The sequence below is a fragment of the Fischerella sp. PCC 9605 genome, assembly GCF_000517105.1.
In the GTDB taxonomy this organism is placed as follows: Bacteria; Cyanobacteriota; Cyanobacteriia; order Cyanobacteriales; family Nostocaceae; genus PCC9605.
Genome location: NZ_KI912149.1, coordinates 924,847 through 949,557, shown reverse-complemented (window position 1 = coordinate 949,557; position 24,711 = coordinate 924,847). Strand labels below are relative to the sequence as shown.

The following is a 24,711-nucleotide window of genomic DNA, read 5'->3' as shown; positions in this document are numbered from 1 at the left end:
TGTTTGTTGTTGGTTGTTTGGCGTTTAGAATAACTACCAACCAACTACCAACCACCAACTACCAACAAAATACCTTTAAAAAGTGAGATAAATAAATGAGTGTTAATCCTGAATCTGTGAAGCAATTGCTGATTTCCGAGGATTTAGGCGATCGCTTACGAGCAGTGAATCAAATCCGCGAACTGGAACCAACGATTGGTTTTGAGTTAATTCAAAATGCCATTAATGACAGCAATTCCCGCGTACGCTACTCAGCTGTAAGTCAGTTGGATACATTGGGCGGACAAAATTTAGATTTATCGTTGAGTATATTGCGCGATCGCTTGCTTAACGATCCGGAACCAGACGTGCAAGCAGCAGCAGCAGACTGTTTGGGTGCTTTGAAACTAAGCGCAGCTTTTGAAGATTTACAAAACCTTTACCAAACAAGCAACGAATGGATAGTCCAATTCAGTATCATTGCTACCTTGGGAGAGTTGGGCGATCCGCGTTCTTTTGACTTACTGAGACAGGCACTTTCCTCAGACAATGAGTTAGTAAAAACTGCTGCCATTAGTTCTTTTGGAGATCTAGGAGATACACAAGCAATTCCGCTGTTAACTCCCTATGCCACCAATCCAGATTGGCAAATCCGCTATAGAGTTGTGCAAGCTCTAAATCGCCTAGGAGGTGCAGAAGCCAAAACAATACTAGAAACTTTGGTGAATGATGAAGTAGAGGCCGTTGCAACCGAAGCAAAAAAATCTTTAAACAACCTCTAAGCATATTCCGGGATTGATATTGCTTGCACTAGAGAAATCTACTGATACTAAGTTGCAGTCAAAGATAGTACTTCCCTCACCCCGCCTGTCGGCACCCCTCTCCCAATTTGGGAGAGGGGAAGGGGAGAGGGCACGAATTACTATTGCTATGTCTGAACGCAACTTGGTATGAGGTGTTCCAGTATTAGTCGAGGTTATTTGGATATCTTGACTTGGTAAAGCGAAAATCTGGCGGTTCGCGATCGCTTAATTCGTGAGCCGCTTTTTTGTGACAAAAAAGGCGAGAAATGTAAATGTCAACGAGAATGTGTGTTGTAGAGAAAATACATCTTCATTAAAAATCTTTGTTTAAATGTATATTTTTCATAAATAAATCCACACAAATTTTTAATTTAAGCAAGCAATATCATAAATAATCTCTTTACTTTTACCTTTTTAGTTACTTTTTAGCTATAAAATGTATTATTTATTACGCATACCTATAAGTGTTTTTCCTAAACTTATCAGCAACATCAAGAAGCAGTAAATGTTCTAGTTTTGGGATGACAAAAACTCGGATACGGAAATAACATACGGATATGTTGAAAAACAAAACAAACATCAAAGTTTGCATCTAATACCCGAAAAAATCCGTAGTTTATCTCAAGGAAGTCATGCATAAATTATCTACTTTAGCAAAAACACTAGTAGCATTTACAGTTGGATTAGGTGTTGCTTCTGCTATGTCATCTGCACATGCCATTTCTCTAGTTCCCCAGCAGGAAGGGGAAGTTGGACTCACAAATATTACTTGTTTGGGTGGTAGCGTAACTTGTCTCGATACGACTTCAATGGATTACACAGTGACAAGTTTGGCATATGATTTTGATGGTTTGAACCCACAATATGGACTTAGCCGTTTGTTTGTAGATAACAGAAACACTGCAAATGATTGGGGTTTTGGAATTAAATTCAAAACCCTGGATGCAGGTACAAATCCACCTTTGAATGAATATTGGTTACGTCCTGTAGCTTACCTAGCTGATGGTACTCCAGCTGAAGGAGGTCAGTTAGAAGTTGGTAAATTCCTATTTCAATTTAAGCAAGCAGTTTCTGAAGTAACTCTAGATTTCCTAGATGTAGAAGATGCTAATTTCAGCGGCATTTTAGCAGTTAATGGAAACCCGTTTACACAGCTACTATCTGCGGGGCCTAATAATGGTATCCAATCCTTAACACTCAACAATGTAAGTTCATTTGTAGTACAACTAGGTAAACCAGGCCCCAATAGTAAGTTCAAAAAGACTGGCGATGGTGTAAATTTGCAAGTCAGCGTACCTGAACCAGCATCAACCCTTGGCTTAGGGGCTTTAGCTGTAGCAGGTATGTTTGGTTTACGGCAACGTAAAAAAAGTGTACCAGCAGCTTAACAATAAGCTCACAGGTTCGTGGTAAGCACTTTAGATATTGAATATTTAAGGACTAAAGTCATTACTACGAACTTCTGAATCCACTAGAATTAAAACGGTGAATCACTGACCTTTAAATGTATCAATGATGTAATGATATAAAAACTCAGATCTTCTACATCCATTATTCAGTATAAATCCCCTTCTCTTCAATTTAATTGAGTAGACAGAGTTACTAATTCCAGCAGTTAGAAACTCCACTCTACTCAATTTTTTTATGTGAAATATTTAAATAAGTAGTGCATATACGTAAATACCACGAACTTTACTTAAAAATATGTGGTATTCCATATCTGATCGCAATCAGATTTTGCTGAATTCAAACTTCAATAATTAGTTTGAGGTAATCGTTATAAACACGTATAAATATCGGGTTTTCGCGGATAAAAATTATTTTTTTCTATGTAAATAAAGATTGCATAAATTATGCTGTTTTAGACTACCAAATTCAGAAAACTATCTATTAGCTTAGAGATGCATCAACGATAGAAGTCTTTTTTTTGGCTATTTCAGCAATCAAAGTTTGCAGAAGGGGAATTATGCGTCAACTGAAATTTTTAGCAACAATTACAGGAACAGTTTTGGGCTTAGGTTTAGCTGCTGGTATGCCTGCTGCTCATGCTGCTTCTATTATTCCTACGACCGAAGGTGAAATCAAGACAAATCTCGGATGTCTTGATCCAAGTAAATGTATCGATACAACTTCATTGGGTTACAAAGTCACAAGTTTAGAATTTGACTTTGATGATAAAACACCAAAATATGGGCTAAGTCATTTGTTTGTCGATAACAGAAGCACTAATAACACTTACCAAGGACAAAGTTTGAACATTAAATTTGGGACACAAGATGCAGGTACTAACACAGCACTTAATCAATTTTGGTTGCGCCCTGTAGCGCTCAAAGAAGATGGTGCTTTGCCTGAACAAGGTCAATTAGAAGTTGGTCGCTTCCTGTTTGAATTCGATAAAAAATATGAAGAAATCACGCTAGATTTATTTGACATTGAAGATATAGGCACTGGCATCTTAGAAATCAATGGGCAGCAAGTTACCGATAAGATGTTGCAACCATATGCAAAAAATGCAAATAACAGTATCCAAAGGTTGACACTGACCAACGTGCAGTCTTTTGTGGTGCAGTTGGGTAGTGGTTATACTCCTAAGTTCCAGGCAAGTGGTGATGGTGTCAGTTTATCAGGAGTGAGTACTTCAAAAGCAGTACCGGAAGCAGGAACCACCGTAGGTTTAGGTGTTTTGGCAGTAGCTGGTATCTTTGGTTTGCGGCAACGTAAAAAGGTATTACAAGCAGGTTAAAGCTGATACGAGTTCTCTAAAACACACTATACAGGCAAAGCCTGCGTAGGCAGGCTTTGTTCGTATAAGCCAATACCGTTCAGTTAAGGGTTGTCTGTGCTAGTTCTCTAGGTGTAGAGACGTTGCATTGCAACGTCTCTACAAATTTTTATAGATGGGTAAATTATCTTATCACCAAGCGTATTGTCGTATAAGCCCCAGGCGTGAGCCTGAGGACTTATCAATCTAATTAAATAGAAATCCCTGCAATCTTTGCTGAGTGCAGGGATTTACTTTAGTTATATTTGGTGGCGGGAGATGGATTTGAACCATCGACCTTCGGGTTATGAGCCCGACGAGCTACCAGGCTGCTCTATCCCGCGTTGTCTTTTACAGTATAACAGCAAAGCCAGAAAATTTGCAACTACAAAAGTGATAATTCTCCAATTACTTCTAAACGTTTGTATTTACCCAAGCTCATAAACTTTTCTGACAAGGCTTCGGCAACACTGGGACTCATCCAGCCCATCTGCTGGAGCAAGTAAATCGCAGCAGCATATTTTGCCCGCTTCGCTCCATCTATGACTTTAATTGCCAGTCCCATACCTTCACCAAGTCTGCCAATGCACTGTACTCCTTCGGCTCCAGATTTACTTACCAGTTCTCCCGGAGTTAAACGCATCAGTTCGGTATCAAATTCTCCTTCTCCTGCTACCATAACAGGGTGATGAGTCATAGCCCTGACAATTCGCTCCATGTCCAAATTACTGCGAGAAGCTAGCTGAGCATACAAATACGCCATTTGCGCGAGTTGCATTAAGTAAGTAGGTGCGCCACAGTCATCGTGAGCGCTGATAAATTCCTCGGCTGGCATTTTCAGCAATTCAGCTACCTTAGTTATGATCAGTTGCTGTACGGGGTGTTTGCGCTGCAAGTAATTATTCAAAGACCAATTGCATTGCTGACAAACAGCTAGCATTCCGGCGTGTTTACCAGAACAATTGTATTCTAGGGGACTGCGCTTGCCTTCAGGAATTGGACATTGGAGTGCGGAAGGATCAACATCGGCTCGCCAAAGGATATTAAAGGCCTGTCGCACATGCTGGATTGTGCCTTTATGAGAACTAGTGATAATTGCTAAGTCGCGATCGCTAAGCTCATACCGCTCCAAAGTCCCAGTGCTAGTAACAGCAAGAGCCTGAAATGGTTTGAGTGCTGAACGGACAAAGGTGGCAGTTTCAGCATTGCCTGCAACCGACAGCACCCGTCCTCGTTCATCACTTACGACGGCTTGGACTATATGCCTTGATTCAATAATGCCTTCGCGCAGCAATCTAACTTCTAGTGCAGTGGCTTGAGTTCGTTTTCCCATTGTCATGGGTGGTTATCTATAGTTATTTTGTTATTTGTCATCAGTTATTAGTCCTTTGCTTGTGGTTTGTTGTTTGTTGTTTGTTGTTTGTTGTTTGTTGTTTGTTCCCCAAACAACTACCAACAGCCAACCACCAACTACTACCATTGACTAATGACTAATGACCAATGACCATTTAAACTAAGTGCCAAACTATCGTACCAGCAACGAACAACACAGCCAAGCCAGCAAATGTAATTTGTAATCGTTTGATGATTGGTTTGATCTGGTAGGTGACAATTAAGCGATCGCGGGTTAGCACTTCTTGCGGTTTTGTCCAAGTTTGACCATCATACCAGCCTGACTCTTCATAAAAGATAATCGGGCTGGCTAAGCGATCCTGTACATAAGACCAGCCTAAATATAACCTTAGCAATACGAGTATTAAACCTATACTCGCTCCGGCGGCACCAGAGAGAATAAACTGTGCTATGTGTTTGTGTGGGGGAAAGCTTGCGGCTGCTACTGGTGCTGCTACCAGCCAAGTAATACCCCAAATCCAACCTATTTTTGTGATATATTCACGCCAATTTAAAATGCAATCACGGAATAACCAAGAAGATTTTAACTCTTCGTACTCATTCAGTGGTTGTTGTTCAACGGGTACTGGGCAATTTGAGACCGAGGACTTGATCATGTTGGCTTACCCCCACCATCATCGGATCTTGGAAACTCGACATGTTCTGCGTGACCCCAGAACGCTTCTAAATTATAGAACTCGCGCTCTTTTGGCATCATTATGTGAACAATCACATCGCCGTAGTCTTGCAATACCCAAGTTCCCTCAGCTTTTCCTTCTACACGTAAGGGACGCCGTTGCCACTCTTGTTGTACTTTTTCTTCTACTGCATCGGCGATCGCTCTTACCTGCACTCTGGAATAGCCTGTCATCACCAAAAAATAATCCGCAAGATAAGATACATCAGCTACCTTTAGCAATAAAATATCACCTGCTTTCCGGTCTGATGCTGCTTCAGCTATGGTTGCGGCTATTTGTGCGGTCGTTTCGTCGTTGCCGTCAATCTGTGAGTTTATTGCCGCACCTTGTTTTACAGCGATTGATTGTAATGGGAAGTGTGCTTGGAAGTAATCAGACATTAAACCTCAGCTGCTTTCTGTTTTGAGAATTTTTTACAATTACTGGCAAATGACTATTAAATTGCAACTGTTATGAACTGGTTTTTTTGAATACTAACAAAAAAACAGGAGTCTATGCGATTGTTTGAAGAATTGGTTGTTTAGCTTTCGACTTTTGCAAGAACCAATTGCGAGTGGCGATCGCTCGTGGATGAATTAAACAAGGGCTTAAGAGCAAAAATTGGAAAGTGTAATCGCAGGTCAACCAAACAGCCTTCTCAAGATGTTCACTGCTAAGTTTTCGCAAGTTCTGCAATTGGGCTGAGTCACCCCGTCCTGGTTCTAGAGTATCTGCTAAGAACACGATACACGAGAGTGGACTCATGCCTGGTCTACCCAAAGTGTGATTGGCGATCGCCTGTAATACTTCTTCATCTTCTACGCCAAATGTATCTCTTGCGACGATAGCGCTGACATCTGCGTGCAAAAGATGGGGAGTTGCTGCCATCACCTCATCTACTTCCAGCCCTGCAACCTCTGCCATCTGCAAGAGTTTTTGCGGATGAAAATATTTTGCCAAATCATGCATCAGCCCAGCCATAGCAGCTTTTTCTCGATCCAAATTGTAATGCTCAGCAAGATCAACTGCCATTTGCTCGACCCCGAGAATATGGTTGATCCGCGAAACTGGAACATTCTCTGCTAACCAAGCTAAGACTTTTTGGCGCATAATGGCTGAACATCCAAATAGAAGATTTTGGAACTAAGCAACTAATGGATTAAGAACTGAGTGAATTTGAAAAAGAGTTTTCTTCATACTCACCCAGTAGTCAATCCTTATTCTTATTTTAACTAACCTAGCTTTCTTCTCTCAAATCTGTCCTGATGACTGAGGAATGTAAAGAAGATTGAGCCTGTACCGACTGGAGTCAGATACAGGCTCAAAATTTTTCAAACTATTTTTTAAAACAATGTTTGTTTGCAATCAATCCTAGCTCGTACTAACCTAGCACCCTATTTATGTAGCAAAAGTTAAACTTCTTGTTTTGATACTATTGTTGATCCAATTGCTGGGCTATCTGATGTGACTGTGTAGAACAAAGACTCATAATGATTTAGAGCCTGCTCGAAGGCATATTGTTCAACCGCATATTGGCGACTGTTATAGCCAAGAGTCTTGACTTTTTCAGGGTGTTTATATAAGTCCAAGATTGCATTAGCTAGAGTGCCGGGATCTTCTGGAGGAACGATAATTCCACCACCACTTTGTTTGATTGCTCTTGCTGCTGTGCCATTTTCAGGTACAGATGCAACCAATGCGCGACCACTTGCAAGTAGTACTTGAATTTTTGATGGCATATTAAAGGATATAACATTTTTCTTTTGCACCACCAAACCAACATCAGCAGCTGCCAACATTTCCGGCAATTTTTCACGCGGCTGAAAAGGTAGTAGCAAAACATTATCTGCACCACAGTTTTGACATTCTTGTTGCAATCTTTGTAAACCTTTTGCTTCTCCAACGATGACAAAAGCAATATCTGGAATGTGCCGTAATGCAGAAGCAGCTTTGACAACGGTTTCCAAACCTTGGGTAAGGGCAATATTACCAGAATATAAGATTACAAATTTGTCATTCAGGTTATGGGCGGCGCGAAAAGTGTTGTTTTCTGTTGGCAAGGGACGAATGAAATTGACATCAACCCAATTAGGAATTTGCGCAATTTTGCTAGCTTCTACATTTTTAGCTTGCAAGTTTTCCACAAACCCATCGGCAATAACGCTAATTTTGGTAGCAGTGCGGTAGGCAAACTTTTCTAATGCTGTAAATGCTTTAATCAAGAGTTGGTTTTTGAGTATACCAACGTGAATAGCTGCTTCTGGTAATATATCTTGCAGATTTAACACTACAGGGCAACCTTGCAACCATCCCAGTAGCGCAGTTGGTACACAAACAGGTAAAGACAGCGAAGTTGCAAGAATCACATCGGGACGCCAACCCATCAAGGCTGGTAGAAAACTGGCGATCGCAAAACTGGCATCAAGCAACACCCGATCTATTAGGTTTGGTTGCGGACGAATCCAAACATAACTGCGTTGGATTTGCACGCCATTTTTCAATTCAGTCAAATATAACTTCTTTCTATACCCCTCGTAGATACGACGTTCTGGGTAGTTGGGCATAGCAGTAACCACACGCACTTGATGTCCTCGCTTGACGAGTCCCTCTGCTAATTCAGTCATTAGGGGAGCTATACCTATTGGTTCTGGATAGTAGTTGTAAGAGTAAATTAATATCCGCATATCAAAGTAGTCAGAAGAACTCCGGTCTTTTTTGATTACTAAGCTGGTATCAAAAATTGCTTTGCACAAAGAGTGTGCCTCTATTTGAATTTTCTCTTTGGATGTTCTTAATGTCAGTCATTTACCCTTAAAGATTGCGTAAAAATTAATATCAGTAAAATTAGAAATACTAATATATTTTTTTACTTAAAAAGTTCACTATGCAGTGTAATAATTTAGTATTTTTACTTACGTAAAATTTCTGCAAATAGGTAGCTGTTAGTTCGTCAAGGTGCAGCTATACAAACGAAGCCTGCGGAAGCCGGTATTGCATCTGTGCAGGCTTGGTATAGTATAGGAATCCGGTTTGATGATTGAAAAAATCTAAGTACACGTAGGGTGTGCGATCGGCGAGAGTACGGCACCAAAAACATAGAATGGTGCGTTAGCCTTTGGCGTAACGCAACGGCAATAAAGGGGGAGGAAAATCCACACCCCTTTTTGCCTCCCCTACGTATCTTTTCAAAAATCAAATACTAGTCCTATAGCTATGGACATTTCTGTGAAATGATCTGAACCTTATTGGCTGAAAGGGGAAGGAAAAAGTACTGGGACATGCAGTTTTGATAGACTGCTTTATAAAACTAAAAATAAAGACAAAAAAATTATTGCCATGAACGCGATCGCGTTCATGGCAATAGTCGTGATTGTGATTAATTTCTTGTCAGAAACTTATAAATATACTCTAGTAAAACTTTTCAAATCTGGTGTCAGTGAATATCCAGACTTAAGTAAGTGGGAATGTACTTACTAGCAATTTTTATTGGTTTTATCAGTACAAATTCATACATTTACAAAGTTGTAGCAAAACTATTGAAAAATACGCAAAGTGTAGAAGACTATCAAAAGTGCAAGGAGTGAGTGACTTCTTTATTTGCGAAAGAGGTGGGGCAGCTACAGGTAGGAAATTAACCTTGTCACCTGGTCTTTTGCGGCAACTCTGCCCCTAGGCTTCCGGGATGCTACCTTTGTAGAACTAAGCTAAACAGCACCACTATTTTTGTGAAACAGGATGGTTACTGTTTTCCAAATCAGTTTCACATCATATAGCAAGCTCCAGTTTTTTTGATACTGTAAATCCAGACGAATTACGTCCTCAAATTTACGTATGCTAGACCGTCCATTGACTTGCCATTCTCCAGTCATACCTGGTTTTACATCGAGACGCTGCCACTCGGGTATCTCATAACGTTCTACTTCGTCGGGTGTGGGTGGTCTGGTGCCTACTAAACTCATCTCTCCTTTAAGGACATTCCAAAACTGGGGCAGTTCATCCAAACTTGTGCGTCGCAAAAAGCTTCCGACTTTGGTAACTCTGGGATCGTTATCAATCTTGAAAAAAGCCCCTTGTACTTGATTTTGTTTTTCGAGTTCGGCTTTTCTCGCTTCCGCATCAACATACATCGAGCGGAATTTCCAAATCCGAAAGCGCTTACCCATCCAACCACAGCGAATTTGACTGAAGAAAATTGGGCCGGGATCGTCAAGTGCGATCGCCACAGCAATAGGAATAAAAATAATTCCTGTAATTACTAAACCTACTAATGCTCCCACAATGTCTATCAACCGTTTCATCCAAGAACGCACGGAAGGATGTGTGGTCGGTAGCTGTTCTTCGAGTTGGTTCTTTGAACGTGCTGGGATCAAAGCATCAGACTCAATGGAAAATACTTTCTCCAGTCCTGTTAGGTTTAATACAGCCATGACTTGAGGGGTAACATTCCGCAGTATAAACTCAATACCTTTATCCTGAGCGGCTTTGAAATTACTCACCAACGCGCCTAAACCACTACTGTCCATGAAAGTAGTTTGCTGTAAGTCGATGATGATTTTCTGCGGAATTGGATTTGCCTGGGTTAAATTTTGGCAAGTTTGCTTAAAGGCTAAAGCCTCCAGCACGCTCAATCGCTCGGATACTTGTACTATTGCTGTGTCATGTAAGAACATTACTGGAAAATCTGCCTCTTGGGGTTGGCTAGTCATGAGGTCCTGAACATTCATTGCCATTTCAGTCAATGTAATATGCCGAACATGATTTTGTCTTAGTGAATCACTTAACCTTATTTTCGATCAGTTGAAATCATAACTAATTACTAGTTAATGAGGTTGAAATTAGAGATTGCCATTACGGTTCACAATAGAACAAGAAGTTAAAAAACATCCCTGCTGTTTGAGGTGGGGTATACGCATTGCTATCGTCAAATGACTACTAAAACTGCTATTACACCTACAGCACGTCTGATTGAGGTCTTTTCCGCTATTCAAGGGGAAGGACTGAACGTTGGGACGCGTCAGATATTTATTCGCTTTGCTCTTTGTGACTTGCGCTGTCACTTCTGTGATAGCGCTCACACTTGGAGTGCACCCACCACTTGTAGGATAGAGCGATCGCCAGGAAAGCGCGATTTTGAATTTTACTCAAATCCTGTCCCTTTACCCATATTACTTGAATCAGTTGAGCGACAAAATATACCTTCTCTACACGATAGCATTAGCCTGACAGGTGGCGAACCTCTTCTTCATGCCGGATTTTTAGTGGAATTTTTACCACAGGTACGTGCAGTGACTGCTTTACCCGTATACTTGGAAACTGGCGGGCATCGTCCAGAACAGTTAGCAATGGTTCTGCCCTATTTGGACTCTGTGGGTATGGATTTGAAATTGCCCAGTACGAGTGGCGAAACTCGTTGGCAAGAACACACCAAATTTCTCCACCTTTGTTACTCTTCCCAAGTTGAATGTTTCGTCAAGATCGTCATTTCTGCTCAAACAGACCCCGCAGAGTTGGAGCGTTCGGCTTTATTAGTGGCAGAAGTGAGTCCGGAAATCCCTGTGTTTTTACAACCTGTTACACCTTTGGCTGCTTCTGAGCAATTCACTGAAACCCCCATACTTGCACCTTCTCCCGAGCAAGTTTTGATGTGGCAAGCTTTGATGAAGAGGTTTGTTAAGCAAGTGCGTGTTGTGCCTCAAACGCATAAAATGTTAAATCAACTCTAAAGTTAGTAGCTAGTAGTTAGTAGTTAGCTAGTAACCACTAACCACTAACTAATATCTACTACCCAATAGCATTGTTTTATGAAGATGAGAGCAAATCTAAGCCAAAATTTATAAAAATTCTGCGTAAAATACTGTACTTAAGTTGACAGTTAACCTAGTCTGAATACGGAAGTTCGATTCTAAAAATAGAGACTGTTTGGGTGCAAAAATATAGATCTTATTGAACCACTAAGACACTAAGACACCAAGTCAAATCAGGAAAAACAGGCAATGAAAGCAGATTTTTCACCCACCACCAAAGGGCTGGTAAGCTGTTGTGCATTTAAATTGCACGAATTGGGCGGGGACGCCCACCCCACAAGAGTTAGACTAATTTAGAATATGCAGATAAATGTGTTTTAGCTTATGGTCTGAGCGATCGCGGTTCCGGTGGTGGCGTAGTTGATTATTAGACGCGAATGCAAAATTTTTCTTAGGGCTAGGTAGTTTTTGGTTGAAGCGACGACAAACTCAGCTCGTAGAATAAGCGTTTGGCGATTTGATTTATTCGTGTAGACTGAGCGGGAGATGGGGGGATGGGGAGATGGGGAGAAACTAAGAATTATTCCCCTTGTCTCCCTTGTCTCTCTTCCTTCGATTTTGCCTAATATATACCTTCATCCACAGTTGATTTAGATTTTGCTTTGACTTTGTTAGCACTGCGTTTGAGGGCTGAGAGTCGTGCTTCGTATCTAGACCGCTGACGCTTGCTAGGAGTCATATCAACTAGGGTTTTCAAAGCACTTCCCAAACTTTTATAGGCATTGGGGAGGCTATAACCAAAACGAGTCGCCAAAGCGATCGCTTTTTCATCGGCTTCCACTAATTCTTTTAACTGCTTTTCTCCATTATTCTTTTGATAAAGTCGCCAGCCTGAAACTCCGCACAGTGCCAAAGCTAATATCAGCAATAAAGCATCCTGTACCCACAATTCACCGACAGCACCACCCAAACCAATTGCTAAGGCTGCCATTTCCCAACCATCTTTGGGGATAGTATCATTTTGAATGCGGGCAACTTCGTGCCAAAACAGCAGATTGCGCTGATCCATTGCCAGCGAATCCCATTTCACCAGATCAATTTGAATTTCCACCTGATCTTTACCAATTTCTTCGCTGCGGATCAGCGGTGGGTTTACCTCTGTTGTACCTTCAACTGTTACCCAACTTTGCAATTCTGGCGGTAGTAAGCCTTTTAACCGCCGAAGTTCACCCATTTCTGCTTTAGCAGAAGAAGTAGCATAGGATGTCATATGATCCAACCCTAGAAAACTTCAGTATATTGAGCGTATCACTTTGGAGTATAGCTATTTCACCACCCATTCGGCTCATTCACCAGGAAAACTTCCTCGCTTTTTACGAGCTTCCATTGCCTTCTCCAAAAGTTCTAGCAATCCGGGAGCTTGTTCTTGAATGCTGAGTAAAAGTCTCTCACCCAATTCTACATTTCCTGGGTCTTGACCTGTTTCCATCACAGCTTTCAGGCGGGGGAGTGCCACACTATCAATCAGCTGAATCAACCCACTCAGACAGCGGTTAAATTGTTTTTCTGTGAGAATTGAGTCTTCTAAAGGAAACTCGATAATAGCACGAATTTCGCCGTCGGAAGGGTCATACTCCCATTGCAGCATTTTGGTTTCCCAAGAAATTGCTAGCATTGACTGGAGAATTGCTGCTTTGTAAGGATGGTCTTGTACTCCTGCAAGAACTTGTGGTGCAAATAGCCGAAAAAACTTTCCCTCCTCATCCAACTGGACAACGATTAAAAAATCTTCTATGTTTTCACTTTCTACACCTGTAATAATACGGTCTTCTTCTTCATCTAAACGATAGTCCCAACCAAGATTATCTAAGTAATAAGCAATCTGTTGCAGATTAGCTGCCATAAAAGCCTCATAATGAATGGTAGAGCGGCTGTTATCAGACCTAGTTTAACGTGATGGGGGCAAATAGTATTGCTACCTAATCTTCTGTCGATCATAAATGCTTTGTTATATATCTTACAAAAAATACTCCTTTGCGGAGTTGCCAAGCATGTCTGGTAAAAGAATTTTATTGTTATAGATCTAATGGCAGATTCGATTTAGTCATAATTTGGTTTAAAACATAACAACTTTAACTTCTATAAAAATATGTCTGATTATTTCAGCAAAACAACTGCTATCCTTGAACAAGCCATCAATCTAGAGAACAATCTACCAATAAAAAACGAAGCTTGCCGCTCAAAATTCTTTTTCCATCCGCATCCAACTCGAAAAGTTTGCCTTTTCTTCCACGGATTTACTGCTGGCCCTTATCAGTTTGAACCATTAGGAAAAGCTCTATTTGCGGCTGGTTATAATGTTTTAATTCCATTGCAGCCTGGTCATGGAATAGCAGGAAACTGGAATAAAGACAATCCTCCTCCTTTACCTATGGAGCGAGAAGTTTATCAAGATTTTGCTCTGTGTTGGCTACAAACAGCACAAACATTCGGAGAGCAAGTGATAATCGGTGGATTATCTACAGGTGGAAATTTATCAGCTTGGTTAGCATTAGAACGTCCGCAAGAAATAGAGAAAGCTTTGCTGTTCGCTCCTTATTTAAGCGGTACTAATAAAATAGTAGATTTTTTAGTGGAAACTCTGCCTTTTTATTACGAATGGTTAAATAAAGATAACCCTGGTAATTTTGGCTATAATGGCTTTCGTATTCCAGCATTGCGATTATTTTTAGATATGGGTCAAGACATTTTAGAACGATCAAAAGATAAGTCGGCAGTGCCAATGTTTGTAATTTCCAGTGAAAGCGACCTCACTATAGATGAGCATGAACTGCACATTTTGTTTGCAAATGTCAACAAATATCAGCAAAAATCTTGGTATTTTCGCTTTGATAAAATCTATGAAATTCCCCATACCATGATGACAAAAGCTGAAGGTAATGATTATCAAGACCTGCTTATTACTATTGCTAAAGCATATTTGGAAAGCGATATTACTTGGGATAATTTGCTTAAACTTGGCTATCAAATCCTACAAGGGAAAACGTTAGATACTGCTGTAAATATATTAAATTTAACTGAACCAGTTTCTCAAGAAGTGTCAGTATTACTGGCAGTAATGGATAAAAAAAGATTATTGATGCTCATAAGTTAATGCTTGAGAAGCAATCAAAATGATTCTCAAACTGTTCATTTTGATTTGAATAGCTTTCTAAAACAGACAAATATTTTCGCTATTTATTAAACTCATACGGGTTGTTTTACTGATTCAATAGACTTTAAAATGCCACTTTCCACTTGATTAATTGCTGTCATTATGCCATTTTCAGGGTTTTCTAGCAGAGAATATTTGACTTGCTGCAAATAATCGTGAATCGCATCCCGTAAAATTGGTTTTTCAACTGCGACTGTATGATGATAATCCCATAAATCCCAGATGATAATCCCAACTCCTACAATTGGATCTAGTAACTCTGCACCTACCTTCGCAGCAACCGCACCACCAGTTTTTGCAGCCATTTTTGCGCCAGCTTTTCCAGCAAAGGATGTAACTATTTTGCTTCCTACTTTTGTCACTGTTGGAATCATTGCTTTAGTAAGTAGGTAAGCGCTTCCACCAGTCAAAACCTTTAAGGATAAATTAGAAATATTGCCTTCTGTATCATTAATAGTGATTGCAATATCATTTAGATAACGTTCCCAATCTCCTTGAGGTATTTTGTAACTGCTTTGGATATTAGAAATATTTTTACTCAATTGTGTGACATATAAATTTATAGTATCTCTAGTGAGGTTTTCTAATTCAAGTTGGGCAATTTTTGGTCTAAGGACACGCTTGGCAAATTCTGTTTGGAAATTCTCTGTCAATTTTTCTGCAACTGCTTGTTTCGGAGATGGATTATTTGTATTTGCCCAGTGAGTAACAGCTGAAGATAGCCATACAAATGGTGTGCTGAACTCTAGTTTCTTTTGGTTGAAGTAATTAAAATACCAATCTAGGAAACTATCATCAACACGAGTCATCAATTCATCAACCCACTCGTTTAATTTTTCAGAAGCAAAAGCCTCTGATTGAGATTTAGCATTTTCAAGAGCAGTTGCGATCGCCATCTCAATACCTTTGGGTTGTTGAATTTTTTCAACAATAACTATATTGTCATTTGTTTGAGTAGGGATGCTTTTATCTTCAGGTGATGAACCTGCGATTAAAAATCTACCTAGCAAGGGAATAATTACAATAATGATGACAGCAGCCCAAACATAGGGAGTCACTGACTTAATAAACTCACTCCAAGCTCTTATACGATCTGTCTTGTGTACATAGGAAACTTTTTTATCTTTTTCCTGTTGTTTTTGTTCAGTATCTTGTGTGGATGTCGATGATTCCTGAACATATTTAGGCTCGAAAATATGCTGTTGCTCTTGGCTCATAGTAAATTTTTAACTAATGTAAATAGCCTGCACTGCAAGCCACCTCCACTCGTAAGTTTAGCGAATATAATCCATAAACCATGTCTGTTGATCTTATTTCAGAATCAAGATGCTTTGATGGCAAACTCGGCTTTTATCGTCATTTCTCCTCTAGCTGCAATGGTGAAATGCGCTTTGCTGTCTACCAACCACCACAGGCAAGTCACGATTCAGTACCAATTCTCTATTTCCTTTCCGGTTTGACTTGCACGGAAGAAAACTTTATGGCTAAGGCGGGGGCGCAACGCTTGGCAGCAAAGTACGGCTTAATGTTAGTAGTACCAGATACTAGCCCCCGCCAAACCGGAATTCCTGGTGAGGATGACGACTGGGACTTTGGCACGGGTGCTGGCTTTTATGTTGATGCGACTGTGGAACCGTGGGCGTCGCACTACCGCATGTATAGTTATGTCGTTGATGAATTACCTGCTGTAATTGCCGAAAACTTCCCAGTGCTACCAGATAAACAAAGCATTTTCGGTCATTCTATGGGTGGACATGGGGCGTTGGTTTGTGCAATGCGAAATCCCCAAAAATACAAATCAGTTTCAGCTTTCGCACCCATTGCTGCACCGATGCGTTGTCCTTGGGGTCAGAAGGCGTTTAGCGGTTATCTTGGTGAAGATCAAGAAGCTTGGCGTGCTTACGATGCTAGTGAATTAGTCAAGCAAGTTGGTTATCACAGTCTAATTCTCATCGACCAAGGCACTGCGGATAAATTTTTAGCAGAACAATTGCTGACTGATGTATTTGACCAAGCTTGTAGGGAAGCTAATCAACCTCTGACTTTGCGTTATCAACAGGGTTACGACCACAGTTATTACTTCATCGCTTCTTTTATTGAAGATCACATCCGCCATCATGCGATCGCCCTGATTGAAGTGTGAATTACTCTCAGCTAAAACATTCCCTGATTATAAATCAGGGAACTTTTGCTCTAATTGTTTGATTTTTACAAAAATTAATTTAGTGATATGATTTTTAATAAAAAAGGTATTTGAATTGATAAATATAGTATTAAAAAATTATTTAAGCTAAATAGTTCATCATTTAGGCTGAAACTTAGAAACAGTTAAATAAATCTTAAATATATAAAAAATAATTTAAAACAACGTCAATAAAGTTGAGATAGACAGTTATCAAAATTGTCACAAAAAGACGGATGATTGTTAGTATGTTGAAAACCAAAAACCAGAGACTTGGCTAAGGTTTTTTGTCAATAAACTGCTGCATCTCCAGAGGTTGACTCATTAACAAGGCGACGGGAAGCAGGCTGGAATAGTCGCCTTATTTGCCGTTATTGACTAGTAAACTTACAAAACTAAACGAACAATAATTATGACTAAAAGCAGTGCAATTAACGCAGCGCTTCGCTTGAGTGAAAAATTGCCTTTGCCGCTACGACGCTTGGCAGATTTGGCTTATAACTACTGGTGGTCATGGACAAGCGATCGCCTCGCCTTATTCCAAACCATCGATCCCCAAGAATGGGAACGCTGCGGACATAATCCAGTAGCAATATTAGAATCGGCAACCTACGAACGCCTCACCCAGTTAGCAGAAGACCCTTTTTACCTCAAACAAATTTCTGCCCTAGCCAAAGAATTTGACGAGTACATGACGCAAAAAGATACTTGGGTGAGTCGGGTAGCACCGCAAGTTTCAACTGAACATCCCATTGCTTACTTCTGCGCCGAATTTGGCATCCATGAATCCCTACCCGTCTACTCTGGGGGTTTGGGCATTCTCGCAGGCGATCACCTCAAATCAGCATCCGATTTGGGCGTACCAATGGTCGGTATCGGCTTGCTGTATCGCCAAGGTTACTTCCGCCAGCGCTTGAACCGTGGCGGATGGCAAGAAGATTACTACGTTGATAACCCCTTCCACCGTATGCCCTTGGAATTAATCAAAAATGAACAAGGGCAAGCACTCACCATCGAACTAGAAATTCGCCAGCGCTGGGTGAAAGTGCAAATTTGGCGAGTGCAAGTGGGGCGAGTAACTCTCTATCTTTTAGATAGCGATCGCGACGACAACGATCCCATCGATCGCTGGCTAACCGGACACCTCTACGGTGGGAACCAAGAAACCCGCATCGCCCAAGAAGTCGTTTTGGGAATTGGTGGCGTTCGTGCTTTGACAGCTTTAGGAATTCAACCATCTGTCTATCACCTCAACGAAGGACACGCCGCCTTCTGCACCTTAGAAATTTCCCGGCAAGAAATTGAACGCACAAACAAATCCTTCTACGACATCGAAGCAGATGTGCGAAATCGGTGTGTATTCACCACCCACACACCCGTCCCAGCCGGTCACGACGTCTTCTCACCAGATTTAATCGACTCCTTCTTTGCCCACTACTGGCCGCAACTGCGCCTTTCCCGCGAACAATTCTTAGCATTAGGCGCACGTCGACTCGGCGATCCTTGGGAACCCTTCGGTATGACCGTTTTAGCACTGCGGATGTGCCGTACCTCCAACGGTGTCAGTGAACTGCACGGTCGAGTTTCCCGCCAGATGTGGACAGTTATGTATCCAAATCGATCTGAAGACAACGTCCCCATCGGTTACATTACCAATGGAGTTCATGCACCAACCTGGACTGCTCCCCTCATAGCAGATTTGTACAATCAGTATTTGGGTGCAGATTGGAAAACTCGTGCAGTTGATCCCAAAATGTGGGAAAAAGTAGACGACATTCCCGATCAAGAACTGTGGTGGCGACATCAAATCCTCAAAGAAAGACTCGTAGCCTACACCCGCTATAAAGTCAAGAAAGCAAGAGAAGGACGAGGCGAAGAGTACGAAAGAATTCAAGCTACCGACTTCCTGCTGAACCCGAAAGCACTAACCATCGGATTTGCCAGACGTTTTTCACCTTACAAACGCGGTCATTTGCTGCTGCGTGACGCCGATCGCGCCTTGCGGATTTTTGGCAATCTCGATCGCCCTGTACAGATTATCTTCGCAGGCAAGGCACACCCCGCCGATGAAGAAGGCAAGCGGATTATTCAACGCTTGATGGAGTGGTGCAGACATCCGGCAATTACCAACCGCGTCGCTTTCATCGAAGACTACGACATCTACACCGCCCAAAAACTCGTGCAAGGCGTCGATGTTTGGTTAAACAATCCCCGCCGTCCCCTAGAAGCATCTGGTACAAGCGGACAAAAAGTTTGCTTTAACGGCGGGATTAATTGCAGCGTCCTTGATGGCTGGTGGTGTGAAGGCTACAAAACCGACGCCAACGGTAAAGGCATCAACGGCTGGGCAATTGGCGAAGACGCCCACACCAGCGATCAGGAATTACAAGACCGCATTGATTCCGAATCACTGTATAAATTGTTAGAAGAGGAAATAGTTCCTCTCTACTACGACCAAGATGCTAACGGCATTCCCCACGGTTGGTTGCAGATGATGAAGGCTTCAATTAAAACCAATGCACCACTGTTTAACACTGATAGAATGATTGCTGACTACGTTTCTCAGGTGTACGTGCCAGAAATTTCTGTAAAAGTGCCACCGATTTTAGCGAAAGTGTTGGTATAAGAATTAATGAACCACCAAGACACTAAGACACAAAGAAAGCCTATTTCCGAGGAATTGGATCGAGTAGCGGCACAGGTGGTTGATGCAGCTTTTCAGGTGCATTCTACTCTAGGACCTGGTTTGCTAGAGAGTGTCTATGAGGTGTGCTTGGAGCATGAATTAACTAAGAGGGGATTAAGTGTTGAAAAGCAAGTTCCACTACCAGTAGTATATGACAACATTTATATAGAGGCTGGTTTTAGACTTGATTTGCTTGTTGACAGATGTTTGATCGTTGAACTAAAAGCTGTAGAAGTTTTGTTACCAGTTCATACAGCTCAACTCTTAACTTATCTTAAGCTTTCAAGGTGTCGCTTGGGCTTGCTAATTAACTTCAATGTTCCTCTGATCAAAGATGGCATCAAACGCCTAGTACTATGAGAAAGAATGAACCACCAAGACTCCAAGTCACCAAGAAACCCTTTGTGTCTTTGTGTCTTTGTGGTTCACTTTTTTATATGAATGAAACACCAAGACTCCAAGTCACCAAGAAACCCTTTGTGTCTTTGTGTCTTTGTGGTTCATTTTTTATATAGGTCAAACGAAATGCGTATCTGGCAAGCTGATTTTTATCGTCGTCCGCAGCAAGATGTATGGCAGTTGTTGATTTGCGATCGCGATCGCAGCTTTCAGTATGAAGCTACCTGTCCCCAGTCTGAAGCAAATTCCAGTTGGGTTGCTTCTCAACTGCAATTGGCTGCTGGTGGGCAATTGCCGGATATAATTCAGGTATTTCGTCCTCAGTCTTTGGGTTTAATTGAACAAGCTGGACGCAGTTTGGGTATTAATGTTGAACCTACGCGGCGCACTTTTGCCCTGAAGCAGTGGTTACGGGAAAAGCAATATCCAATCGCACTAGACAAGCCACCACCCACGCCATTACCGGAAAATCTTTGGGGAGAAGAATGGCGTTTTGCAACACTGTCAGCAGGTAATTTGGTGGAAGCGTTTGCAGAAGTTCCCATTCCCATTTTGGTAATGCCAGAGTTTTTGTTGCCTATAAATTTGGGTTTGGCGTCAACGGTGCCGGTTCCCGGTGTGGTAATTTATGGGGGACGCCAATCGATGCGCTTGGCACGGTGGTTGCAACAAGCACGTCCTGTGGCGTTAAGTTACGTTGCTGGTGCGCCGGATGGGTTGGTATTAGAAGCAGGTTTGGTGGATAGATGGATTGTTGTTACGTTTGAAGATCCAGAAGTGGCTGCGGCGGCTAGGGTTTACGAACAGCGCAAGCAGCAAAGTCACGGGTTACATTTTTTACTTGTGCAGCCAGATGACTCGGGAATGACTTTCAGCGGCTTTTGGTTATTGCGTGCGGAAGATTAATAAGTAGCTGTCATGAACTGTGTACACCAAGACACATGAAAAAGGGAATGGGGAATAAGAAATAATGTTTTTATGCAGCTAGCAAAACCATTGAAAACGATCGGGAAACTGATTGGGATTTTGTTAATTTAGTGAAATAAATTATTATAGCTAAAGCAGAAGAAGAAATTTTTAATCAGGTATTAGCACTTTTTAATTATTAATAAAAATAAAGATAGAGCCAAAAGCGATCGCAGTTTTCAAAATTAGTTTTTCGGAAGCACGCAGGTCTAATAGATTCTTTCATAAATTTTCACAACATAAAGAATAAACCAAGACAATAGGATGCCAATTAATCCTAATTGCCACAAACCACATCCAGCTGTCATTCCCAAAGCTGCTGCCAACCAGATAGCTGCTGCTGAGGTGAGTCCCTTGACTTCGACTCGTTGTGATTCTTCTTCCGGAGGTTCGCGCAAAATTACTCCAGCACCAAGAAATCCTACACCAGTTGCCACACCCTGAATTACGCGGCTAAGCCCATTGTAATCTCGGGGTTCTACATCTGTTTGCAGAATTATAATCACAAACATTGCGGCAGCAAGACTCACGAGCATATGAGTTCTCAAACCAGCTGGTTTGCGCCTCCGCTCCCTTTCTAGGCCGATTATTGCCCCAAAAAACATCGCCAGAGATAGCCTAAAGGCGATGTTTAACCAATCATTAGGCGACAGGTAGTATGTATTTGGCAATATTGATAATGCGAGCATCATTTGTTTTTTGAGTCGAAACACGCGCTAAAGGAGCGATCGCTCTCATATTTCAGATCGAACTGCCTCCTGCCCTCGCCATTCTGGTATTGTGATAAGATTCTCTGTATAGATTTTCTTTGATAAAATGCCCAGCAAGCTAGCAGCATTAAGGAACCAAGCTCAGGCATAAATTCCCATGTATGACTAGTTATTTATTACTCTGCTTCCAGATAGGCCAATTAGCAATATACAAACGCTGAGGCAACACAGGAGATAATAAATCTTTTCTTTAGTACTTTTAGTATAAACTAAATCGCAATACCAAAAGCGAGCAGCGCTGTTTCCAGACTGTCACAATGACTTAGACTGGGCGAAGCATTTGAAAATATTTTCTTTCCATTAAACTGAAAAATTATCGTAAAAATGCTTTGCTCGTACAGTGGATAGCGGATAGTGATTAATAGTTAAAGATTTACAACCAACTACTAACAACTGTACAGGCGTAAAGCCTTGCACCCGTGCTAACTTCTCTGGTTTCCACCAGAGGCTATGACAACCGACAACTGACTAATTGAGTGGACAAACTCTACTGGCTTGAGCAAATTAAACCACTAGACCGCGCCGAAGTCGGTGATAAGGCTTTTTATTTGAGCAGAATCATGCAGCGTGGTTATCCGGTGGTGTCTGGTTTCGTCATTGCGGCATCAGTTTTGCGAGAATTTCTAGAAACTCTGAACAGTTCAGAAGCATTAGTTGCTGACTTACCCAATTCTTCTTTGCATTTGGATGTAAGCAATTGGCATCAACTTCAGCAGGTGGCTGGAAGCTTACGTCAGGAGATTATCACTGCCACTGTGCCACCACAGCTGTTAAATGCAATTTTAAACGCAGCGAGAAGGTGGAATACTAAATGTCTGATTTTTCGTCCTAGCCTGACGCTTCCAACTGGCAAACAGGGAGTTGGCAATCTATCTGGATTGCTAGAGTCACAAGTTTGTCACTGCGAACTAGAGGCGATCGCCACAGCACTGAAGCGGACTTGGAGTCAGCTTTTTCGTGCTAGAAGTCTTCTCTATTGGCAGCAAGCAGGTATTGACTTGCAGCAAATAAAATTAGCAGTTTTGGTACAACCAATTCAAAATGCAATTGCCAGTGGCTTAGCGATCGCCAACTCTTCGGCATGGGAAATTCAAGCCACTTTGGGATTGGGATTTGCGATCGCCTACGGTGAAGTTCTGCCAGATGTCTACTACATTCAACCAAAAACTGGCATGGTGCTAGAGCAACAGTTGGGTTGTAAAATGCTGGCTTATCGTATTGATGATGCAAATTCTGGGGCTAATTTGCAATCTGTACCAGCCTCTGTGTCAACCTTAGATGACTCTTGTTTACAAGTCTGTCTTCTTGAGGAAGCCCAACAACAAGCATATGCTTTATCAGAAGAACACTTACAACAATTAATTGGGCTAGTAAATCAACTTGTGACAGAATTTGGTGCGAATCTTACCTTAGAGTGGACAATTTCTCAGGAAATGCCTTCAGGGATACTCTACCTGACACAAGTTAACGTCCCTCAATCTGGGATTTCCAATTTCCATTTCATCAAAGGATTGGGGGCAGCAATGGGACGTGTGACAGCAACGGCCCATGTAGTGAACTCACAACACAGACCAGAACAAATACCTAAAGGAGTAATTTTAGTTGCTCCAGCCATCACGCCTAATTGGTTGCCAATATTGCAACAAGCAGGTGGGATTATCACTGAACAGGGAGGTTTAACTAGTCATGCGGCAATTCTGGCAAGAGAATTGGGCATTCCCGGTGTAGTAAACGCAGCAAATGCTACAACATTGATTCAAAACGGCGAACAACTGCTCATCGATGGCGACAAGGGAGAAATTTATCGCCTCAGTATGGGTGGAGGAGGAGACGATACCAGGAGGAAAAAATTAGATCAATTCTCTCCTTTTGCCTCGTTATCTTTATCTCCCCATCACTCTGTTAGTTCATCACACGTTAGTCATACACCACTGTCTGTAACAACGGAGCAAACTACTCCCCATCACCCCATCAATTCTCATTTACCTACGATCGCTACTCGGTTGCTGGTAAACTTGAGTCAGCCAAGCTTAATCGAGCAAGCGCTCTCTCTACCTGTAGATGGAGTGGGATTATTGCGCTCAGAACTGATGGCACTTACCATGTTGGAGGGACAACACCCCAATCATTGGCTAATCAATGGGCGTCAGACTCAATTACTAGAGCGCTGGTACGATCAGATTGTGCAATTTGCCCATGCCTTTGCACCACGACCTATCTTTTATCGCTCTTTGGACTGGCGATCGCACGAATTGTCATCTTTTAGCCATAATATCCCATCTTCACGACAGTCGGTTTTGGGAGAGCGGGGTACTTTCAGTTATTTAGAAAACCCCGCCGTTTTTGAGATGGAACTAACGGCTTTGGCAAATGTACAAAAAGCTGGTTATACCAATATCCACCTAATTTTGCCATTTGTTCGCACGGTAGAAGAGTTTCGTTTTTGCCGCCAAAAAGTTGAGCAAGCAAATTTAAATCAAGTACCCCAGTTTCAGCTGTGGATTATGGCAGAAGTACCAAGCGTGCTGTTTTTGCTGCCAGAATATATCAAAGCAGGTGTACAAGGGATTTCCATTGGAACTAATGACCTCACCCAACTATTGCTAGGAGTAGATAGAGAGCAAGGACAGCTAGCAAAAGCATTTGATGAACGTCACCCAGCGGTAATGGATGCAGTCGCTAGACTGATCCACATGGCGAGAGATGCCGGAATTCCTTGTTCTATTTGCGGTCAAGCACCAGCATTGTATCCGGAAATCATTGACAATCTGATCGAATGGGGTATTACTTCCATTTCCGTAGAACCGGAAGCAGTATTGAGGACATATCAAGCCATTGCCCGGGCTGAGAAACGCTTGCTTTTAGAAGCAGCGCGGCGACAAATACAGTAGTTATTAGTTAGTAGTTAGTGGTTAGTAGTTAGTGGTTAGTAGCACCCCTTTCAAGGTGAGTGAAAAATCTGCTTTCATTGCCTGGTTTTTCCTGATTCGACTTGATGACTTAGTGTCTTGGTGGTTCAAGAAAATTTATTGTTTAGGATTGCACCACCAAAGGGCTAGTGGTTAGTAGTTAGTAGTTGATTTTTTACCACTATCCACTGTCCACTATCCACCACCCACTAACCACTATCCACTAACT

21 protein-coding genes and 1 tRNA gene are annotated in these 24,711 nt (G+C 41.7%); 11 read left to right on the top strand and 11 right to left on the bottom strand.

Annotation, left to right across the window (positions count from 1 at the left end; genetic code table 11):
* The first annotated feature begins 95 nt into the window (after positions 1 to 95).
* The 3 genes from nblB (at position 96) to FIS9605_RS0119015 (ending at position 3,525) form a co-directional block, all read left to right on the top strand.
* Positions 96 to 761, top strand: coding sequence for a phycobilisome degradation protein NblB (gene nblB, locus FIS9605_RS0119025; protein ID WP_026734024.1), 666 nt, complete (start codon positions 96 to 98; stop codon positions 759 to 761).
* Between the two features lie 653 nt (positions 762 to 1,414).
* Positions 1,415 to 2,170: an LEVG family PEP-CTERM protein gene (locus tag FIS9605_RS0119020; RefSeq protein WP_026734023.1), complete on the top strand. Its 756-nt coding sequence runs from the start codon at positions 1,415 to 1,417 to the stop codon at positions 2,168 to 2,170.
* A gap of 578 nt (positions 2,171 to 2,748) precedes the next feature.
* The gene (locus FIS9605_RS0119015) at positions 2,749 to 3,525 is read left to right on the top strand and encodes an LEVG family PEP-CTERM protein (protein WP_026734022.1); all 777 of its coding nucleotides are present in this window, start codon (positions 2,749 to 2,751) and stop codon (positions 3,523 to 3,525) included.
* Between the two features lie 285 nt (positions 3,526 to 3,810).
* Here the strand turns inward: FIS9605_RS0119015 and FIS9605_RS0119010 are convergent.
* The 6 genes from FIS9605_RS0119010 to FIS9605_RS0118980 form a co-directional block, all read right to left on the bottom strand.
* Positions 3,811 to 3,887 (bottom strand) — tRNA-Met (locus tag FIS9605_RS0119010).
* Positions 3,888 to 3,928: 41 nt separating this feature from the next.
* Positions 3,929 to 4,882, bottom strand: a complete 954-nt coding sequence (locus FIS9605_RS0119005) for an asparaginase (protein ID WP_026734021.1) — start codon at positions 4,880 to 4,882, stop codon at positions 3,929 to 3,931.
* Between the two features lie 169 nt (positions 4,883 to 5,051).
* Positions 5,052 to 5,552: a CGLD27 family protein gene (locus FIS9605_RS0118995; RefSeq protein ID WP_026734020.1), complete on the bottom strand. Its 501-nt coding sequence runs from the start codon at positions 5,550 to 5,552 to the stop codon at positions 5,052 to 5,054.
* Positions 5,549 to 6,013, bottom strand: coding sequence for a ribosome silencing factor (rsfS, locus tag FIS9605_RS0118990; RefSeq protein WP_026734019.1), 465 nt, complete (start codon positions 6,011 to 6,013; stop codon positions 5,549 to 5,551). The genes FIS9605_RS0118995 and rsfS overlap by 4 nt, the downstream gene beginning before the upstream one ends.
* Before the next feature lie 112 nt (positions 6,014 to 6,125).
* On the bottom strand, positions 6,126 to 6,722 hold the full coding sequence (gene yqeK, locus FIS9605_RS0118985) for a bis(5'-nucleosyl)-tetraphosphatase (symmetrical) YqeK (protein ID WP_026734018.1): 597 nt from the start codon (positions 6,720 to 6,722) through the stop codon (positions 6,126 to 6,128).
* Between the two features lie 302 nt (positions 6,723 to 7,024).
* Complete coding sequence (locus FIS9605_RS0118980; RefSeq protein ID WP_026734017.1) at positions 7,025 to 8,296, bottom strand: glycosyltransferase family 4 protein; 1,272 nt, start codon at positions 8,294 to 8,296, stop codon at positions 7,025 to 7,027.
* Between the two features lie 652 nt (positions 8,297 to 8,948).
* On the opposite strand from FIS9605_RS0118980, the gene FIS9605_RS46655 reads away from it, so the two are divergent.
* Positions 8,949 to 9,089 (top strand): hypothetical protein, encoded by a 141-nt coding sequence (locus FIS9605_RS46655; protein WP_197036079.1) that lies wholly within the window; start codon positions 8,949 to 8,951, stop codon positions 9,087 to 9,089.
* 227 nt (positions 9,090 to 9,316) lie between these two features.
* Here the strand turns inward: FIS9605_RS46655 and FIS9605_RS0118970 are convergent, their stop codons facing one another.
* Entirely contained in the window at positions 9,317 to 10,342 is a 1,026-nt protein-coding gene (locus FIS9605_RS0118970; RefSeq protein ID WP_026734016.1) for an anti-sigma factor antagonist, read from the bottom strand.
* A gap of 195 nt (positions 10,343 to 10,537) precedes the next feature.
* On the opposite strand from FIS9605_RS0118970, the gene FIS9605_RS0118965 reads away from it, so the two are divergent.
* A complete protein-coding gene (locus FIS9605_RS0118965; protein ID WP_026734015.1) occupies positions 10,538 to 11,335 on the top strand; it encodes a 7-carboxy-7-deazaguanine synthase QueE in 798 nt (265 codons plus the stop codon).
* 643 nt (positions 11,336 to 11,978) lie between these two features.
* Here FIS9605_RS0118965 and FIS9605_RS0118960 read toward each other — a convergent pair.
* Both FIS9605_RS0118960 and FIS9605_RS0118955 read right to left on the bottom strand, forming a co-directional pair.
* Positions 11,979 to 12,626 (bottom strand): DUF3318 domain-containing protein, encoded by a 648-nt coding sequence (locus FIS9605_RS0118960; protein ID WP_026734014.1) that lies wholly within the window; start codon positions 12,624 to 12,626, stop codon positions 11,979 to 11,981.
* 75 nt (positions 12,627 to 12,701) lie between these two features.
* Entirely contained in the window at positions 12,702 to 13,259 is a 558-nt protein-coding gene (locus tag FIS9605_RS0118955; RefSeq protein ID WP_026734013.1) for a hypothetical protein, read from the bottom strand.
* Between the two features lie 246 nt (positions 13,260 to 13,505).
* Here FIS9605_RS0118955 and FIS9605_RS0118950 point away from each other — a divergent pair, with 246 nt between their 5' ends.
* Entirely contained in the window at positions 13,506 to 14,510 is a 1,005-nt protein-coding gene (locus tag FIS9605_RS0118950; RefSeq protein WP_026734012.1) for an alpha/beta hydrolase, read from the top strand.
* Between the two features lie 92 nt (positions 14,511 to 14,602).
* Here the strand turns inward: FIS9605_RS0118950 and FIS9605_RS0118945 are convergent, their stop codons facing one another.
* Positions 14,603 to 15,787, bottom strand: a complete 1,185-nt coding sequence (locus tag FIS9605_RS0118945) for a hypothetical protein (protein WP_026734011.1) — start codon at positions 15,785 to 15,787, stop codon at positions 14,603 to 14,605.
* An 80-nt stretch (positions 15,788 to 15,867) separates the two neighbouring features.
* Here FIS9605_RS0118945 and fghA point away from each other — a divergent pair, with 80 nt between their 5' ends.
* The 4 genes from fghA to FIS9605_RS0118925 all read left to right on the top strand — a co-directional run bounded on the left by fghA (position 15,868) and on the right by FIS9605_RS0118925 (position 20,743).
* Positions 15,868 to 16,713: an S-formylglutathione hydrolase gene (gene fghA, locus FIS9605_RS0118940; protein WP_026734010.1), complete on the top strand. Its 846-nt coding sequence runs from the start codon at positions 15,868 to 15,870 to the stop codon at positions 16,711 to 16,713.
* Positions 16,714 to 17,164: 451 nt separating this feature from the next.
* Positions 17,165 to 19,378, top strand: a complete 2,214-nt coding sequence (glgP, locus tag FIS9605_RS0118935; RefSeq protein ID WP_026734009.1) for an alpha-glucan family phosphorylase — start codon at positions 17,165 to 17,167, stop codon at positions 19,376 to 19,378.
* Between the two features lie 6 nt (positions 19,379 to 19,384).
* Positions 19,385 to 19,798 carry a GxxExxY protein gene (locus tag FIS9605_RS0118930; RefSeq protein ID WP_026734008.1) on the top strand — a complete coding sequence of 138 codons (414 nt, stop codon included), beginning with the start codon at positions 19,385 to 19,387 and terminating at the stop codon, positions 19,796 to 19,798.
* A 165-nt stretch (positions 19,799 to 19,963) separates the two neighbouring features.
* Positions 19,964 to 20,743, top strand: a complete 780-nt coding sequence (locus tag FIS9605_RS0118925) for a Tab2/Atab2 family RNA-binding protein (protein WP_026734007.1) — start codon at positions 19,964 to 19,966, stop codon at positions 20,741 to 20,743.
* Positions 20,744 to 21,012: 269 nt separating this feature from the next.
* Here FIS9605_RS0118925 and FIS9605_RS0118920 read toward each other — a convergent pair whose 3' ends face one another.
* A complete protein-coding gene (locus tag FIS9605_RS0118920) occupies positions 21,013 to 21,495 on the bottom strand; it encodes an MgtC/SapB family protein (RefSeq protein WP_026734006.1) in 483 nt (160 codons plus the stop codon).
* A gap of 554 nt (positions 21,496 to 22,049) precedes the next feature.
* Here FIS9605_RS0118920 and FIS9605_RS0118915 point away from each other — a divergent pair.
* Positions 22,050 to 24,464 (top strand): putative PEP-binding protein, encoded by a 2,415-nt coding sequence (locus FIS9605_RS0118915; protein ID WP_026734005.1) that lies wholly within the window; start codon positions 22,050 to 22,052, stop codon positions 24,462 to 24,464.
* Positions 24,465 to 24,711 lie beyond the last annotated feature (247 nt).

Bases quoted from the DNA above. Each gene is read 5' to 3' on its own strand.
- nblB (WP_026734024.1), top strand. From the start codon at position 96: ATGAGTGTTAATCCTGAATCTGTGAAGCAATTGCTGATTTCCGAGGAT.
- FIS9605_RS0118955 (WP_026734013.1), bottom strand. From the start codon at position 13,259: ATGGCAGCTAATCTGCAACAGATTGCTTATTACTTAGATAATCTTGGT.
- FIS9605_RS0118980 (WP_026734017.1), bottom strand. From the start codon at position 8,296: ATGCGGATATTAATTTACTCTTACAACTACTATCCAGAACCAATAGGT.
- glgP (WP_026734009.1), top strand. From the start codon at position 17,165: ATGACTAAAAGCAGTGCAATTAACGCAGCGCTTCGCTTGAGTGAAAAA.
- FIS9605_RS0119015 (WP_026734022.1), top strand. From the start codon at position 2,749: ATGCGTCAACTGAAATTTTTAGCAACAATTACAGGAACAGTTTTGGGC.
- FIS9605_RS0118970 (WP_026734016.1), bottom strand. From the start codon at position 10,342: ATGGCAATGAATGTTCAGGACCTCATGACTAGCCAACCCCAAGAGGCA.
- FIS9605_RS0118925 (WP_026734007.1), top strand. From the start codon at position 19,964: ATGCGTATCTGGCAAGCTGATTTTTATCGTCGTCCGCAGCAAGATGTA.
- FIS9605_RS0118945 (WP_026734011.1), bottom strand. From the start codon at position 15,787: ATGAGCCAAGAGCAACAGCATATTTTCGAGCCTAAATATGTTCAGGAA.
- FIS9605_RS46655 (WP_197036079.1), top strand. From the start codon at position 8,949: ATGAACGCGATCGCGTTCATGGCAATAGTCGTGATTGTGATTAATTTC.
- FIS9605_RS0118920 (WP_026734006.1), bottom strand. From the start codon at position 21,495: ATGATGCTCGCATTATCAATATTGCCAAATACATACTACCTGTCGCCT.
- FIS9605_RS0119020 (WP_026734023.1), top strand. From the start codon at position 1,415: ATGCATAAATTATCTACTTTAGCAAAAACACTAGTAGCATTTACAGTT.
- yqeK (WP_026734018.1), bottom strand. From the start codon at position 6,722: ATGCGCCAAAAAGTCTTAGCTTGGTTAGCAGAGAATGTTCCAGTTTCG.
- FIS9605_RS0118965 (WP_026734015.1), top strand. From the start codon at position 10,538: ATGACTACTAAAACTGCTATTACACCTACAGCACGTCTGATTGAGGTC.
- rsfS (WP_026734019.1), bottom strand. From the start codon at position 6,013: ATGTCTGATTACTTCCAAGCACACTTCCCATTACAATCAATCGCTGTA.
- FIS9605_RS0118995 (WP_026734020.1), bottom strand. From the start codon at position 5,552: ATGATCAAGTCCTCGGTCTCAAATTGCCCAGTACCCGTTGAACAACAA.
- FIS9605_RS0118930 (WP_026734008.1), top strand. From the start codon at position 19,385: ATGAACCACCAAGACACTAAGACACAAAGAAAGCCTATTTCCGAGGAA.
- FIS9605_RS0118960 (WP_026734014.1), bottom strand. From the start codon at position 12,626: ATGACATCCTATGCTACTTCTTCTGCTAAAGCAGAAATGGGTGAACTT.
- FIS9605_RS0118950 (WP_026734012.1), top strand. From the start codon at position 13,506: ATGTCTGATTATTTCAGCAAAACAACTGCTATCCTTGAACAAGCCATC.
- FIS9605_RS0119005 (WP_026734021.1), bottom strand. From the start codon at position 4,882: ATGACAATGGGAAAACGAACTCAAGCCACTGCACTAGAAGTTAGATTG.
- fghA (WP_026734010.1), top strand. From the start codon at position 15,868: ATGTCTGTTGATCTTATTTCAGAATCAAGATGCTTTGATGGCAAACTC.